The following is a 15779-nucleotide window of genomic DNA, read 5'->3' as shown; positions in this document are numbered from 1 at the left end:
GATGTCGACGATTACGCGAGCCGGCGAGAGCGGCGCTGGACGTTTCCTGTCCGGCGGTCCGCAGGAATGGCTGCCGCCGGCGTTACTGTGGCTGATCACGGCGGTGCTGATCGCCGCGCATCAGGGCACGGTGCTCACGCTCGCGTTTCCAGTGCTGGCGATCCTGACGGGCCTGTGGCTCTACTTCAAAAGTCCGGCGCGCTACATCGGTTTCATGTGGTGGCTGTGGTTCCTGAGCCCGGAAGTGCGGCGTCTCGCCGACTGGTCCAAAGGCTCGTTCACGCCCACCAGCCTGATTCAGGTCGCGCCGCTCGCGGTGACGATGATCAGCGCGCTCTCGCTATTGCGCTACTACAGGCTGCTCGCCCAGCGGCGCGGGCTGCCGGTGCTGCTGATCCTGCTGGGGCTGGCCTACGCGTTCATGGTCGGCGTGATGTCGAGCGGGCCGCTCGCCGCGACCTATGACCTCGCGAACTGGCTCTATCCGATCCTGATCGGCTTTCACATCATGGCGCACACGCGCCAATACCCGCAGTACCGCGCCACCATCGTCAATACGTTCATCTGGGGCATGCTCGTGATGGGCGGCTACGGGCTGATCCAGTTCTTCATCATGCCGCAGTGGGACGCGCTGTGGATGCTCGGCTCGCAGATGAACTCGCAAGGCGATCCGGTGCCGATGGGCGTGCGCGTGTTCAGCACGATGAACTCGTCGGGGCCGTTCGCCTTCGCGATGATGGGCGCGATGGTCTACGTGATGGCGGCCAGCCACCGGGTGCGCTGGATCGCGGCGGCGCTGGGTTTTTTCGCGTTCGCGCTGAGCCTCGTGCGCTCGACGTGGGGTGGCTGGGTGATCGCGCTGCTGATCCAGCTCGTCAAATCGAACAACAAGGTGCGGGTGCGGATCGTCGCGAGTGCGATCCTGCTGGCCGGCCTGTGCGTGCCGCTGCTGGCGGTCGGCCCGGTGGCCGAGCGGATGCAGGCGCGCCTGAACACCATCGTCAACCTCAGCGACGACCAGAGCTACGCCGCGCGTAACGAGTTCTACGCGACCTTCGCGAAGACCGCGTTCACCGACGTCTCCGGCGAAGGGATGGGCGCGACCGGCACCTCGACCAAGCTCTCGAACGACGGCGGCCAGCTCGGCCAGTACGGCAACTTCGACAGCGGCGTGATGAACATCCCGTTCGTGCTCGGCTGGCCCGGCACGCTGCTGTACATGTCCGGCATCGTCTGGCTGGTGGTGCGCGCGGTGCTCGCGTCGTTCAAGCTGCGCAACGACAAATACGTTTCGGCGTGCCTGAGCCTCAGTCTCGCAACCTTCGCGATGCTGGTGTTCACCAATTCGCTGGTCGGCACGGGTGGGCTGCTGCTTTTCATGAGTGTTTTTTCGATCCTTTCTGCGGTGCATTACGAAAAGATGCACCGCGGACGCACGCTATTTCTCCACGGAGGCACTGATTGAGAGTCGCCATTGTCACGCACGTCGTGCGCCATAACGACGGCCAGGGGCGCGTCAACCACGAGATTGCGCGCGCCGCCCTCGACGAGAACATCGGCGTGACGCTGGTTGCGTCGCACGTCGCGCCGGATTTGCTCGCCCATCCGAATGTCCGCTGGGTGCCGGTGAAAATCGGCCGCTGGTGGCCGACCAATCTGCTGCGCCAGCAGGTGTTCGCGTTCAAAAGCGCGATGTGGCTGCGCGCGCATCGAAGCGAATACGACGTGCTGCACGTGAACGGCTTCATCACGTGGATGCCGGCCGACGTCAACACCTCGCACTTCGTGCATAGCGGCTGGTTCGGCAGCAAGTACTACCCGTTCGGGCTGACGAAGGGCGTGTGGTCCGCGTATCAGTCGGTCTATACGCGCTGCAACGCGTGGCTCGAGCGTTGGGCCTACCGGCGCTCGAAGGTGATTACGGCGGTGTCGCAAAAGGTCGCCGACGAAATCCGCGCGATCGGCCTCACGCCTGACAATCGGGTCGATGTGATCTACAACGGCGTCGATACGCAAGGTTTCGCCGCGGCCCAAGGCGACCGCGCGCGCTTCGGCCTGCCGGCCGACGCGTTCCTGCTGCTGTTCGTCGGCGATCTGCGCACGCCGCGCAAGAACCTCGGCACGGTGCTGGCGGCGCTCAAGCACCTGCCCGGGCACGTGCAGATCGCGGTAGCCGGGTTCCTGCCGGGGAGCCCCTATCCGGAGCAGGCGAAGGCGCTCGGCATTGCGCATCGGGTGCATTTTCTCGGCCTGGTGAAGGAAATGCCGGTGCTGATGCACTCGGTCGATGCGTTCGTGTTTCCGTCGCGCTATGAGGCAATGAGCCTGTCGCTGCTCGAAGCGATGGCGGCGGGTCTGCCGGTGGTCACGGCGCGCACGGCGGGCGGCGCGGAAATCATCACGCCGGAATGCGGCATCGTGCTCGAAGACCCGGACGATCCCAAGGCGCTGGCAGGCGCGGTCGCGCGGCTGGCTGCGAACGACGACGCGCGCCGCGCGATGGGCGTCGCCGCCAACGAACTCGCTACCGGCTTCGGCTGGGCGCGGATGGCCGAGCAGTACATCGCGCTGTACCGGCAACTGGAAGGGCAGCAGAAGGACCGCCGGCGCAGCGGAGCCGAAGCCGCGGCGGTCGCCAAGACCGACGCGCTGACGCTGAACACGCTGGCCGGCCAGGAGAGCGCGAAATGAAGCAGTGGGTATTGGCAAACAAGCGGGCAACCCGGCGCACGACCCATCGCGCAACTCAACACAACTCTCAGAACGCACAGGGGCAACAACCATGACGACGAGCTCAATCAAATCGCTGCAGATCGGGATGCACTGGTTTCCCGAGCGCGCGGGCGGCCTCGACCGCATGTACTACTCGCTGGTCGGCGCGCTGCCGGGCGCGGGCGTCGCGGTGCGCGGCGTGGTGGCAGGCTCGCCCAAGGTAGCCGCGGACACCGGCGGCGCGATCAACGGCTTCGGCTCCGCCGCCCAATCGCTGCCGTTGCGGCTGATGGCGGCACGCCGCGCGCTGCGCCACGAGATCAGCACCGCGCGTCCCGACGTGATTTCGTCGCACTTCGCGCTGTACACCTTCCCGGGCCTCGACGTGACGCGTGGGATTCCGCAGGTGTCGCATTTCCAGGGACCGTGGGCCGACGAGAGCCACGTGGAAGGCGCCGATTCGTTCGGCCAGCGCGCCAAGCGTTATCTGGAGCAATCGGTGTATGCGCGCTCGTCGCGGCTGATCGTGTTGTCCGAAGCCTTCGGCAAGATTCTGACTTCGCGCTACCGCATCTCGCCGGAGCGCGTGCGTGTGGTGCCGGGCTGCGTGGATGTCGAGCAGTTCAATCTGCCGATCACCCCGGCCGAGGCGCGCCTGAAGCTGCAATTGCCGCAAGACCGGCCGATCGTGCTGGCGGTGCGGCGGCTGGTGCGCCGCATGGGCCTCGAGGATCTGATCGACGCGGTGAAGCTGCTCAAGCGCCGCGAACCCGACGTGCTGCTGCTGATCGCGGGCAAAGGGCGGCTCGAAGGCGAGTTGCAGGCGCGTATCACCGAGGCGGGCCTCGAGAACAACGTCAAGCTGCTGGGTTTCGTGCCCGACCAGCATCTGGCGGCGCTGTATCGTGCGGCGAATATCAGCGTGGTGCCGACGGTCGCGCTCGAAGGTTTCGGCCTGATTACGGTCGAATCGCTGGCCTCGGGCACGCCCGTGCTGGTGACGCCGGTGGGCGGCTTACCGGAAGCGGTGGCGGGCTTGTCGCCGAATCTGGTGCTGCCGGCAACCGGCGCTCAGGCGATTGCGGAAGGCCTGGCTGGGGCGTTGAACGGCTCGCTGAAGTTGCCGGATGCGGACGCTTGCCGTCGCTACGCGCGCGATAACTTCGATAATTCGGTTATCGCAAGGCGCGTGGCGTCGGTGTATAGCGAGGCGATTGCGGCGGGCGGGGTGCACTGAACGCACTGACGCTCAGCGTGAACGCGGCGCATGGCTCGCCGCATTCACGCCGGCAAGCGGCAAAAACTAACGCCGCTTGATCGCGTAAAAGCAGACGAGGCCTGAATCATTGCGATCAGGCCTCGTCTGCTTTTGCATCGGGTGAAATGTCGGCGGTGCGTGTCCGGCGGCCGCTCGCGCGACCGCCGTCCCGCCTAGAACGTCTCGTGATGCAGATTGCGGCCGAGATCCGCATGAACCATCATGTTGCACAACTGTTCGAGCGTGGTCTCCGGCTTCCAGCCGAGTTTGTCGCGGGCCTTGTCGGCGCAGCCGATCAGCAGATCGACTTCCGCCGGCCGGTAGAACTTCGGGTTCACGCGCACCAGCGTCTTGCCGGTCGCGACGTCGATGCCGACTTCGCGCTCGTCCTTGCCCGACCATTCGATCTGATAATCCGCGGCGGCGAACGCCATGCGCACGAAGTCGCGTACCGTCTCGGTGCGGTTGGTGGCGAGCACGAAGGTATCGGGTTCGTCGGCCTGCAGCATGCGCCACATGCCTTCCACGTATTCGAGCGCGAAGCCCCAGTCGCGCTTCGCGCTCAGGTTGCCGAGTTCCAGCGTGTCCTGCTTGCCGAGCTTGATCTTCGCGACGGTGTCGGTGATCTTGCGGGTGACGAACTCGCGGCCGCGCAGCGGCGATTCGTGATTGAACAGAATCCCACTGCTCGCAAACAGGTTGTACGACTCGCGATAGTTGATGGTCGTCCAGTGCGCGAACAGCTTGGCGACGCCGTACGGGCTGCGCGGATAGAACGGCGTGTCCTCGCGTTGCGGCACTGCTTGCACGAGGCCGAACATCTCCGAGGTCGACGCCTGGTAGTAACGGGTCTTCGGACTCAGGATGCGAATGCCTTCGAGCAGATTCAGCGCGCCGATACCGGTCACTTCGGCGGTCGTCACCGGCTGGTCGAACGAGACGCCCACAAAGCTCTGCGCGGCGAGGTTGTACAACTCGTCGGCTTGCGCGCCTTCGAGCAGGCGCAGCGTCGAGCCCAGATCGGTCAGATCGTGTTCGACCAGACGCAGATTCGGATGATCGATCACGCCGAGCTCGCGAATGCGCCAGAAGTTGACGGAGCTGGTGCGCCGGTAGGTGCCGGTCACGTGGTAGCCCTTGTCGAGCAGCAGTTTGGTCAGGTAGGCGCCGTCCTGTCCGGATACGCCGGTGATGATCGCTTTGCGTGGTTGGCTCATAGCTTGCCTTCGATATTGGTAAAAGAGAAAAAGAAGAAGCATCCGCGCCGCAACGGCGCATTTCATCGGCACATTCAGAAGCGCATTTCAGAAGCACGTTTCAAAAGCAGAGCTTGGGAAGCAAACCCGGAAACGCACTTGAAAAAACGCTTCAAGAGGTGCCGTCCAGCAGCCGTCGCACCAGCGGATCGACGACCCGAAAATCCTGCTCGGCCTTGAGCCGGTACAAGTCCGGCTTCGGATGCGCGCCGTCGGACATCAGCGTCTTCCAGTCGGGCAGGCCGCTGATGTAGGCGAACTGGTCGACGAGCGGCACCTGCTGTTCGGCGGCAACCCGGCGTGTCATCGCGACCATCGCGGCGAGCCGCGCATTGAGCCGGTTGTCGGGCATCGGATTCGAGGTCTGCAAAACCGGCAGCTTGCCGAGCGCACGGGCGGTTTTCACGAGCGTCGTTTCGGCCTCGTAGAACTGCTCGGGCGTCTGGTTCCGCATCACTTCGTTGATGCCGTAGTTGATCAGCACAATCTGCGCGCGCGAGGCCGCGAGCCGTTCCTGCCAAGGCAAGGTCGCTGTGCGGCCGCGCTGCGCGCCGTCGCGCAGCTGGGTGGCCATCGTGCCGCCCACGCCATAGTTCGCGACCTGCACCCGCTCGCCGTGCGTGGCCTGCAACGCATCCTGCAGATACATCACGGCGTTTTGCGCCTGCGGTCCGCAGTGGCCGCCGCTGCATGAAATGCCGAGCGTGGTCGAATCTCCGTAGGCTTCGATCAGCACCTGCGCTTGCCGCGTTTGCGTTGCGCCGGTGCTGCCGGCATGCGCGTCGAGTGCGAGCGCAACCACGGCCGAGGCAGCGGCCCATACGCTCGCGGCGAGCCACGTGCGGCGCTTCATGCGCGGCTTTGCGGCGCTTGCGACGCGGCCTGCGTGACACCCGCGGCGCCGGCCAGCGCATGAGCGTTGCCCGCCGAGCCGAAGATCAAACGCCGCTCGAAAGCGAACCACGTGATGCTGGCGTAGGCGAGGGTGATCGCAAGCGCCAGCGCCGCGGTCAGAAAACGGTTCAGATGCAGCGGCCACAGCGTGTACAGCACGCTCAGGTGAATCAGGTAAATCGTGTAGCTGATGGTGCCGATGTAGACCAGCACGGGATTGCACAGCAGCCGTTTGACGATGCCCTTGCTTTGCAGGGCGATGACCACGACGGAAGTACAAAGCACCAGGGAAATGCTGTAGAGCCCCGCATTCGAGAGCGGCGTATTCGCCGCGCGAAAACGCGGGTAATGCAGATGCAGCCACGCGAGCACGGCCAGCGCGGCGAAAAAGCCGAGCACCGCCAGCCCCTTGAACGGCTCCAGCGCATTGCGATCGCGCCGCACCGCCACCGCGAGCAACGCGCCGGCCGCGAGCAGGTCCATGCGGAACGGCGTCAGATAGTAGATCGGCCAGAACGAGTCGAACCAGGGCGTGGCGACGGCGCGCAGCACCGGCACCGCGAAGATCAGCGCGGCTGCCACGTAGCCGAGCACGCGCTCGGGCACGAGCAGAATCACGAACGGCCAGAAAATATAGAACTGCTCTTCGACGGCCAGCGACCACAGCACATTCAGGCTGTCGTGACCGCTCTGATTGAGCGCGTCGCCGATATTGGTCGCAAAAAACGCATACCACTGCCAGTGCTGGGCCCAGCCGAACCCGAACAGAATCGACGACACCACCATCAGCAATAGATACGGCGGCAGGATGCGGCGCGCCCGGCGTGCGTAGAAATAGCCGAAATACGACTGCTGGCGCGCTTTGCGTTCGAGCAGGATGCCCGTAATCAAAAAGCCGCTCAGGACGAAAAACAGATCGACGCCCATCCACAGCGGCGCTTTCAGCGCGTGCTGCGCGAACACCGCGAGCACGGCGATGGCGCGCAAGCCGTCGAGCTGCACGATGCGGCGTGAATGAGAAGGCGCTGAGGGCAATGCGCTAGCTGTCATGAACCGTCCATGGTGTGAAGCGGATGGGCCGCGCGAAGGACCGGGCGAGGGTTCGGACGAACAGCCGGACGAACAGGCACGGTCGCTTCGCGTCGTAACGGAAGTGCAATCGATTCTAGGGAAAATAAATTGATGAAAAAACGGGAATGAAATGGATAAGTGAATCAGATTGCAACAGGGTGTTTCGTTATCCATTCCAGATGAATTTTCATGCTTGCATCGAGGTGGCGCGAGGCGGCGGCGCTCATGCGTAAGAAATGCAGCACGCGCGCGGCGGCATCGGTAAAGATGGGTGTAAAGGCGCTGCGGCAGGCGGTTTTTCAAGTCCATTACGCATTAATCGATTTTTAAATCGATTTCTTTCACTACGGTTAAAGCAGCGAATATTTTTGAATTATTTTCGATTTTCGTTGCGGTGTTTTTTCCGCGTAATGTGAGCTGTGCGGATTGGGCGGGCAAGGACGGCGCGTGGGTCGCGCGTTCTGCGGTCCGGTCTTTGTCCATGGATCACAGCCGGATCGTGCCTGTCGGGGTTCACGCAAACCAGTCTCACCGTTCTTACGCCGCTTCTTCGTTCCTTAGCTCATCTCATTCGATTGTTCTACGCTCGCGCGGGGCCTTTTCCCTGACCGCGGCACGACCCTGATTGGAGGAAATACTTTGTCCCGTTTCACGTTCAAGACTTCGATCGCCATGCTCGCCTGTGCGGCCGGCATGACGGCGGCATCGATCAGCTTCACGGCATCCGCGGAAACCGTGTTGAACGCGAAGACTTCATGGATCGGCAACACCTCCGGTTTCGGCGACGGCACGTGGACGCAGATCAACATCACCGCGATCGCGGTCGCGCCGGACGGCAAGGTCTATACGAACGCGCCATGGGACGAAAGCGGCGCCGAGGCGAGCGTCTACCAGAACGGCAAGATGCTCGGCTTCGCGGGCGGCACGCACGGCTGGGGCAACGGCGGCGGCAGCGCGATCGCAGTGAATCGCCGCTATGCCTTCGTCGCGATCGCGGTCGGCAACGAGAAGGGACATCTGGTCGAGCAAGGCGTCTGGCCGGAGAAGGGCAAGCAATGGTTCGGCATTTCGCGTCGCCAGATCGCCGACCCGAAGCGTGCCGCACCGTTCCAGCCGGCCGCTAAAAATGCCGATCCGCATGCGCAACTGGCCGCCGGCTTTCTGATGATGAACGAGGTGCCGACCGGCACCAGCGCCGAAATCGGCGGCCTCGCGGCGAACGACACCACACTGTATGCGGCCAACACCGCGCGCGATCGCATCGAAGTCTACGACGCCGAATCGATGCAGCAGAAGACCACCTGGAGCGTCCACGAGCCGGGCCGCATCGCGCTCGCCCCTGACGGCACGCTGTGGGTGCTGAGCGGCACGCGCAACGATAAAGCGCCGCACGTCGAGCATTACACGAGCACCGGCAAGCGCATCGACGAGACGTTCGCGGTGCCCGCCGACACGGTCGCCGTCGATATCGCCGTCGACACGCAGGGGCGCGTATTGATCGCCGATAACGGCCCGCGTCAGCAGGTGCTGTTCTTCAGCAAGAGCAACGGCCGTTATGCGGAGTCGGGCACGCTCGGCGAGCGCGGCGGCATTTTCAGCGGCGTCGCGGGCAAGCCCGGACCGCTGCGCTTTAACGGCCTGACCGGCGTGGGCGTGGATGCGCGCGGCAATGTCTACGTGTCGACCAACGGCATCGGTTCGCGCTACGAGCCGATCGGCGCGGGCCTCGGCGCAACGCTCGAAAGCTATACGCCGGATGGCAAGCAGAACTGGCAAGTGCAAGGGCTGCTGTTCGTCGACGGCGCGTGGATCGACCCGTCGCGGCCCGACAGCGTCTACACCGGCAACAAGCGCTTCGAACTCGATCTCTCGAAGCCCGCCGGACAGGACTGGAAATACGCGGGCTTTCTGTCGAACCGCTTCAAATACCCCGACGATCCCGTCTTTCACGTCGATCAATATCCCGGCTTGCCGATCGCCCGCAAGCTCAAGGGCCGCACGTTCCTGTACCTGACGGACATGTACGCGGACCACCTGAAGATCTATCGCTTCGACCCGCAGCATGACGGCGAAACGGCGATTCCTTCGGGCTTCATCGCCGGGCGTGAACGCGCGGTCGCCAGGGTGCCGAATGCGCCGCCGGGCGGCGACTGGATCTGGCGTGACGTGAACGGCGACGGCAAGTTCAACACCGACGAATTCACGCTCAACACCAGCGGTACGAAGCTCGCGGGCGGCTGGGGCTGGTGGGTCGATAGTGCCGGCGACATCTGGCGCACGCGCGATAACAAGGGCGTCTACCGCTTCCGTTTCGGCGGCCTCGACGCAAAGGGTAATCCGGTCTACGCGTACTCGAACATGACGCAGTACCCGGTGCCCCAGCCGTTCACCGAACTGCATCGCGCGATCTACGAACCGGAGACCGACACGATGTACGTGACCGGCTATACGCCCGACACGCCATTCGATCGCGGCTTCTGGAAAGAAGTGGGCCGCGTGCTGGTGCGCTACGACAAATGGTCGAGCGGCACACCGGTGCAGCGCTATTCGATCACGCTGCCGTGGCAGACGAGCAAACCCATCGCGACGATCATCGGCCTCACCGTCGAAGGGCAGTACATCTTCGGCGTCGAGCCGGTCGGCGCGGTGCATGTGTGGGACAAGGACAGCGGCAAGGAGGTCGGCGTGATCCGGCCGGGCCCGGAAGTGGGCAGCGCGTCGGGCTGGGTCGACGTGCCCAACGGCATCAGCGCCGCGAAGCGCGGCAATGGCGAGTACCTCGTGTTCGTCGAAGAAGACGCGCGCGGCAAAGTGATGATGTATCGCTGGAAACCTTGATGAAACGCGCATCGTGACGGCTTTTTTCGCCATACCAGGCAATACCAGGCAAACGTAGTCAAACCCAGGGCATCCGATGGACAAAGGCATTCTCAAGAACGTAGCGATCAATTTTTTCGGGCTGGTTCTGCCGACCTTCGTATCGCTCGTGACCGTGCCGTCGTATATCAAGTTGCTCGGCGTCGAGCGCTACGGCGTGATCAGTCTCGTGTGGACCTTGATCGGCTACTTCGGGATTCTCGATCTCGGCATGAGCATGGCCGCGCAGAATCACATATCGAAGGCGCGCGCATCGGGCGACAAGGACGAGAGCGCCCGCGTGTTCTGGAGCGCGACGTGGCTGAATCTCGCGACCGGTGTGATCGGCGGTTTGATCATCTATTTCGGCGCGTTTCTGTACACCGCGTATTTCACCAAGGTGTCGCCGGAGTTGCAGCACGAAGTCTATATGGCGCTGCCGTGGCTTGCGGTGGCGATCCCGATTGCCAACGTGTCGTGGGTGTTCGCGGGCGCGATCAACGGCGCTGAGCGCTTCGGCGTCTACAACACCAATCAGACGATCGGCACGTTCCTGTTCCAGTTGCTGCCGCTCGGCGCCGCGTTGTGGCTCGGCGCGACCTTGCAGAACGTGCTGGCCGCCGCGGTGTTCGCGCGGATTCTGGCGGCGATCCTGCTGGGCCGTTCCGCGCTGAAGGTGCTGGAGATTCGCAACATTCTTCCGCCGCAGCTCGGTGTGGCCAAGGGGCTGTTCAACTTCGGCGGCTGGATGCTGATTGCGAGCGTCACCAACATGATCGCGGAATCGCTCGACCGCGTGATGCTCGGCACGAGTCTCGGCGCGCGTTTCGTCACGTATTACACCGTGCCGCAGAACCTCGTCACACGTTTGAACATCGTGCCGACCGCGCTGGTGCGCACGCTGTTTCCGCGGCTTTCGGCGGTCGGCCGTGCCGATGCCGACACCATCACGCAGCAGTCGCTTGAATTTCTCAATGGTGTGTTCACGCCGGTTGCGCTCGTGGCGATGCTGGTGCTGGAGCCGTTCCTGCATCTATGGGTCGGCAATGAAATCGCGACGGTGGCGGCCCCGGTGGGCCGGATCATGATCGTCGCCGTGTGGCTCGTCGGTCAGGCGAACGTCACGCGGATTCTGATCCAGTCGCAGGTCAATCCGGCCACCGCCGCGCGTGTCGGTTTGTTCGAATTGCCCTTGTTTGCAGGGGCATTGTGGCTGGGTATCGCCCATTTCGGTCTGACCGGCGCGGCAATGGCCGTGGCCGGCCGGGCGCTCTTCGATTATGCGGTGCTGCTGCGCCTGTCGGCGATTCGCGCCCGGCAGATCGCGCTCGACATGCTCGCGCACCTCGCTTTCCTGCTGGCTAGCCTGTGGCTCGCCAGTTTCCTGCCGAGTCTCGCTTTGGCGATCGTCGCCGGTGTATTGATGGTGGGCGCGAATCTCGCCTGGTCCATCACGATGACGCCCGCCTTGCGCGATCTTGCGCGTTCACTGCTGTTGCGACTGAATCCGAGGAAAAGCGCATGAATAACGAAGTCCTTGAAGAAGCCGTGCTGCAACCCACGACGCGCAGCGCTCTGGCTGAACTCACGACCGTCCCCGGCGTTCAGGCGCCGCCGCGCCGCGCGCCGCGCGCCGCCGGCAAAGCGGTGCGCGTCGCGATCGTGCATGACTGGCTCGTCACCTATGCGGGCGCCGAGAAGGTGCTCGAGCAGATCGTCGCGTGCTTTCCGGACGCGGACCTGTTCAGCCTCGTCGATTTTCTTGACGACCGCAGCTTCCTGCGCGGCAAACCGGTCACGACCTCGTTCATCCAGAAGCTGCCGCTCGCGCGCACCAAGTACCGCACCTACCTGCCGCTGATGCCGCTCGCGATCGAGCAGCTCGATGTGTCGGCGTACGACGTGGTGATTTCCAGCAGCCACGCGGTCGCCAAAGGGATTCTCACCGGCCCCGACCAGGTGCATATCAGCTACGTGCATTCGCCGATCCGTTATGCGTGGGATTTGCAGCATCAGTACCTGCAGCAGTCGAAGCTGACCGCCGGTCCGAAATCGGCGATGGCGCGGCTGATTCTTCACTACATCCGCAACTGGGATATCCGCACGTCGAACTCGGTGGATGGCTTTGTCGCGAACTCCGACTTCATCGCGCGGCGCATCAAGAAGGTTTATCAGCGTGATGCACAGGTGATCTTTCCGCCGGTCGACGTCGAGGCCTTTTCGCTCTGCATGGAGAAGGACGATTTCTATCTGACCGCCTCGCGGATGGTGCCGTACAAGAAGATCGATCTGATCGTCGAAGCCTTCGCGCGGATGCCGGAGCGCAAGCTGGTGGTGATCGGCGACGGCCCCGACATGCAGAAGATCCGCGCGAAGGCGGCGCCGAATGTCGAGATCATGGGCTATCAGCCGTTCAAGGTGCTGAAGGACCGGATGAGCCGCGCCAAGGCCTTCGTGTTCGCCGCCGAAGAAGACTTCGGCATCTCGGTGGTCGAAGCGCAGGCTTGCGGCACGCCGGTGATTGCCTACGGCAAGGGCGGGGCGCTCGAAACCGTGCGCGATCTGTCCGAAACGCGGCCCACGGGCATGTTCTTCGACGAGCAGAGCGCGGAGTCGATCATCGCCGCGGTCGAGAGTTTCGATCACCACGTCAAGCGTTTTTCGCCGCAGGATTGCCGGGCCAATGCCGAGCAGTTTTCGGCCGCGAATTTCCGCGAACGTTTCTTCGCGCATGTGCGGGCCGCGGTGCCGGCGCTGCGTTCGGCGACGCTGCCGCCCTACGTTCCGTATAAAGCTGAGCCGGCCGCCAATGCGCCGCGCATCCTGGCTGTCGATCAGAGCGGCGTGCTCGGCGGCGCCGAGCTGTCCTTGCTGGAAATCGTCAAGGCATTGCGTGAGCGCGTCGAAGTCGTGCTGTTCGACGACGGCCCGTTCCGCACCGCGCTGGCCAAAGCCGGCGTGACCGTCAACGTGCTGGACGCGGGCGCGTTACGCCATGTTCGCAAGCAAGGCGGTTCATTGCCGAAGGGGCAGGCGCTCAAGGGCCTGATATCGCTCGTGCGCGCGACCGCGAAACGCGCGCGCAACGCCGAGGTGATCTACGCCAACACGCAACGCGCGATGGTGATCGGCGCGATCGCCGGCAAGCTCGCGCGGCGGCCGGTGGTGTGGCATCTGCGCGATATCGTCAGCCCCGAGCATTTCGGCGGCAAGCAACTGGCGATCATCAAGTGGTGCGCGCGCCTGGGCCTCACGCACGTGATCGCCAATTCGGCGGCGTCGGCGCGCGCGTTCGCGGATCTGACGCGCTTCGACGAAAAGCGGATCGACGTGGTGTTCAACGGCATTTCCGCGACGCCGTTCGACGCCTTGCGCACGGTCCCGCAAGCGGCGTTGCGCCGGCGTCTGAACTTGCCGCAGGACGCGTTTCTGGTCGGCTCGTTCAGCCGCCTCGCGCGCTGGAAAGGGCAGCACGTGCTGCTCGAAGCGATGGTGCTGAATCCGCAGATGCATGCAGTGCTGGTCGGTGCGCCGTTGTTCGGCGAAGACGCTTACGAGATCGAATTGCATGCCTTCGTCGCCGCGCACAACCTGGGCGACCGGGTGCATTTCCTCGGCTTCCAGCACGACATTCCCGCTTGCATGTGCGCGGTCGACGCGGTCGTCCATACGTCGATCACGCCGGAGCCGTTCGGCCGCGTGATCGTCGAAGGGATGCTGGCGCAGCGGCCGGTGGTGGCGGCACGCGCGGGCGGCGTGCTGGAGATTATCGACGACTACGAGAACGGCGTGCTGTGCACGCCTGGCGATGCGCACGGTCTGGCCGATACGCTGGCCGAACTGCGCTCGAACGACGAACTGCGTAACAAGCTGGTCAACAACGGCTATCAGACGGCGCTGAGCCGGTTTGGGACCGGCACCTATGTGGAAGGCGTCGAGCGGATTCTGAAACGCGTGGCGGGGTGCTAAGACGGCTCAGGCAGGCAGCTGAGGCAGATTGGATTACACGCAGGGGTAGGCAGGGGCTGGCCGGCTCCTGTCGTTAGCGCAGCGGAGCGAAAGTCTTGACGACCTTCGCTCCGTTTTTTTACCGCGCTTTTTATCGCACTGCTGTCAGGTCCGTTTCAACGCGGCTTTAGGCTTGAAACTCGCCGACCACTTCATCGCCGGCAATTCGACCAGCCGGTAGAACACGTAAGCGACCGGCACGGCCACCAGCATGTAGCCGAACGACGGCCAGATCGACATTTGCAGCGACGAGCGGAACAGCAGCGACGACAGCAGCACGAAGATCGGCAGATGGATCAGGTACAGCGAGAAGCTGAAATCGCCGAAACGCGACAGCAGGCGCAATCCGGCCGAGTCGGCCTTGCCGGTTCGAGGGCGCTCCAGCGCCTTGTACAGATAGAACGCGAAGCCGAGCGCCCAGAGCTGGAACGCGCCGTATTGGCCATAACGGAACGCCACGCAGCCGAGCACGATGAACGCCGCGGCGAGCCCGTAGAGCCAGATCGGCGAGCGCGCATCCGGCGTGCTACGGGCCTTCGCGTCGGCGATCCACGCACCGAGCGTCCACGAAAACCAGTAGGACGGGAAGAACTGGATATCGTGGCGTTCGAGCACATAGGCGGACACCACGTTGATCACGGCGACGATCGCCAGCACGGAAGTCATGCCCAGGCGCCGGCGCAGCGCGAACAGCAGCGGGTAGATCACGTAGAACTGGACTTCGAGGGAGAGCGTCCAGAGCGCGCCGTTCGATCCGTAGGTCTTCCCAGCCACGCCTTGCAGCGAAAACAGATTGACCAGGAACGCGTGCAAGCCGATCTCGCGGATCTTGTGGTTGACCGGCGGCAGCTGCAGGCTGATCCAGTCGAGCGCGAAGGTCAGCACCAGCGCCGCGAGCAGCACCGGATAAATGCGCGCGAACCGGCGCAGCCAGAAATTGCCGGTGTCGAGGCGGTAATCGGGATTTTTTGCCAGACGCAGCGCGGCGCTGCGATGAATGCAGTAGCCGCTGATCACGAAGAAAATCGGCACGCCGGCCGAGCCCCAGGCGATCGGGAACGTCAGGTACGCGGCAATCGCGTTCAGATTCAGTGCATGGCCGGCGCTTTGATGGAACGTCTGCATGCCGACCCATTCGACCTGGCGGCAGTGAAAATACGCGACCAGCAGCGCAGCGAAGCCCCGCATGGCGTCGATTACATGTTCCTTACCGGCGCTGTCCGCGCGTGCTTCGCTCTGGGCACGCGGCGGTGCCGCGGGGCGCGGCGGGGAGAGGGGCAGGGATGAGCCGGCGGCATCCAGTGCTGAGTCGCTCATGCGCGGTCCTTATTCTGACGGAGGAAAAAGCTTATTCCCGGGCGCGCCACGCGCGCCTGCGGTGCATCACATCGTAGTGCACGGCGGACGCAAAAAATCGATAAAAAATTGCCCACCGGTTCTAATTAAATGGCGGTTTTGTGACGAATAGTAACTGCGCTTAACGATGTGCAACGGTGAATTATTTGTCGATTTTGTTGTGCTAATTTAAGACACGGATTCTCTGACCAGAGGTGAAGTCATGAACCTGCATTTACTCGCCGGCATTGCCGTGCTGCTGATTCTCGTTGCCGCCTCCGCGTACCGCGAGGCACTGCGCAACGAGCCGATCCGTCGTTTTCGCATCAACCCGGGCAATCTGCCGCAACTCGAAGAAAACGAGTAAGCGGCACCGACGTGGTCACCTC

At 63.6% G+C, this 15779-nt stretch carries 12 protein-coding genes; 7 read left to right on the top strand and 5 right to left on the bottom strand.

The genetic code is table 11. The features are described from left to right. Position 1: 1 nt before the first annotated feature. The 3 genes from WN982_RS11670 (at position 2) to WN982_RS11660 (ending at position 3949) form a co-directional block, all read left to right on the top strand. Positions 2 to 1465, top strand: a complete 1464-nt coding sequence (locus WN982_RS11670) for a glucose-6-phosphate isomerase (protein ID WP_341312170.1) — start codon at positions 2 to 4, stop codon at positions 1463 to 1465. Next, positions 1462 to 2691 (top strand): glycosyltransferase family 4 protein, encoded by a 1230-nt coding sequence (locus WN982_RS11665; RefSeq protein WP_341312169.1) that lies wholly within the window; start codon positions 1462 to 1464, stop codon positions 2689 to 2691. Before WN982_RS11670 ends, WN982_RS11665 begins: the two co-directional genes overlap by 4 nt. A 91-nt stretch (positions 2692 to 2782) precedes the next feature. Next, positions 2783 to 3949, top strand: a complete 1167-nt coding sequence (locus tag WN982_RS11660) for a glycosyltransferase family 4 protein (protein ID WP_341312168.1) — start codon at positions 2783 to 2785, stop codon at positions 3947 to 3949. A gap of 194 nt (positions 3950 to 4143) precedes the next feature. Here WN982_RS11660 and gmd read toward each other — a convergent pair whose 3' ends face one another. The 4 genes from gmd to WN982_RS11640 form a co-directional block, all read right to left on the bottom strand. Continuing rightward, entirely contained in the window at positions 4144 to 5187 is a 1044-nt protein-coding gene (gene gmd, locus WN982_RS11655) for a GDP-mannose 4,6-dehydratase (protein ID WP_341312167.1), read from the bottom strand. A gap of 151 nt (positions 5188 to 5338) precedes the next feature. Beyond that, a complete protein-coding gene (locus WN982_RS11650; RefSeq protein WP_341312166.1) occupies positions 5339 to 6079 on the bottom strand; it encodes an SGNH/GDSL hydrolase family protein in 741 nt (246 codons plus the stop codon). Further along, positions 6076 to 7170 carry an acyltransferase gene (locus WN982_RS11645; protein ID WP_341312165.1) on the bottom strand — a complete coding sequence of 365 codons (1095 nt, stop codon included), beginning with the start codon at positions 7168 to 7170 and terminating at the stop codon, positions 6076 to 6078. The genes WN982_RS11650 and WN982_RS11645 overlap by 4 nt, the downstream gene beginning before the upstream one ends. Positions 7171 to 7506: 336 nt before the next feature. Beyond that, positions 7507 to 7674, bottom strand: coding sequence for a hypothetical protein (locus WN982_RS11640; RefSeq protein WP_341312164.1), 168 nt, complete (start codon positions 7672 to 7674; stop codon positions 7507 to 7509). A 156-nt stretch (positions 7675 to 7830) separates the two neighbouring features. Between WN982_RS11640 and WN982_RS11635 the strand changes: the two genes are divergently transcribed. The 3 genes from WN982_RS11635 (at position 7831) to WN982_RS11625 (ending at position 14016) form a co-directional block, all read left to right on the top strand. Beyond that, positions 7831 to 10029, top strand: a complete 2199-nt coding sequence (locus tag WN982_RS11635; RefSeq protein ID WP_341312163.1) for a hypothetical protein — start codon at positions 7831 to 7833, stop codon at positions 10027 to 10029. Positions 10030 to 10105: 76 nt separating this feature from the next. Further along, on the top strand, positions 10106 to 11572 hold the full coding sequence (locus tag WN982_RS11630) for a flippase (protein ID WP_341312162.1): 1467 nt from the start codon (positions 10106 to 10108) through the stop codon (positions 11570 to 11572). Beyond that, entirely contained in the window at positions 11569 to 14016 is a 2448-nt protein-coding gene (locus WN982_RS11625; RefSeq protein WP_341312161.1) for a glycosyltransferase family 4 protein, read from the top strand. Before WN982_RS11630 ends, WN982_RS11625 begins: the two co-directional genes overlap by 4 nt. A 144-nt stretch (positions 14017 to 14160) precedes the next feature. Here the strand turns inward: WN982_RS11625 and WN982_RS11620 are convergent, their stop codons facing one another. Next, entirely contained in the window at positions 14161 to 15372 is a 1212-nt protein-coding gene (locus WN982_RS11620) for an acyltransferase (RefSeq protein ID WP_341312160.1), read from the bottom strand. Between the two features lie 241 nt (positions 15373 to 15613). On the opposite strand from WN982_RS11620, the gene WN982_RS11615 reads away from it, so the two are divergent. Next, a complete protein-coding gene (locus WN982_RS11615) occupies positions 15614 to 15757 on the top strand; it encodes a hypothetical protein (protein ID WP_341312159.1) in 144 nt (47 codons plus the stop codon). The last annotated feature ends 22 nt before the right edge of the window (positions 15758 to 15779 follow it).

This window comes from Paraburkholderia sp. IMGN_8, from assembly GCF_038050405.1.
Lineage (GTDB): Bacteria > Pseudomonadota > Gammaproteobacteria > Burkholderiales > Burkholderiaceae > Paraburkholderia.
The sequence above is the reverse complement of the archived record's forward strand: the minus strand, read 5'-3'. Positions and strand labels throughout refer to the sequence as shown.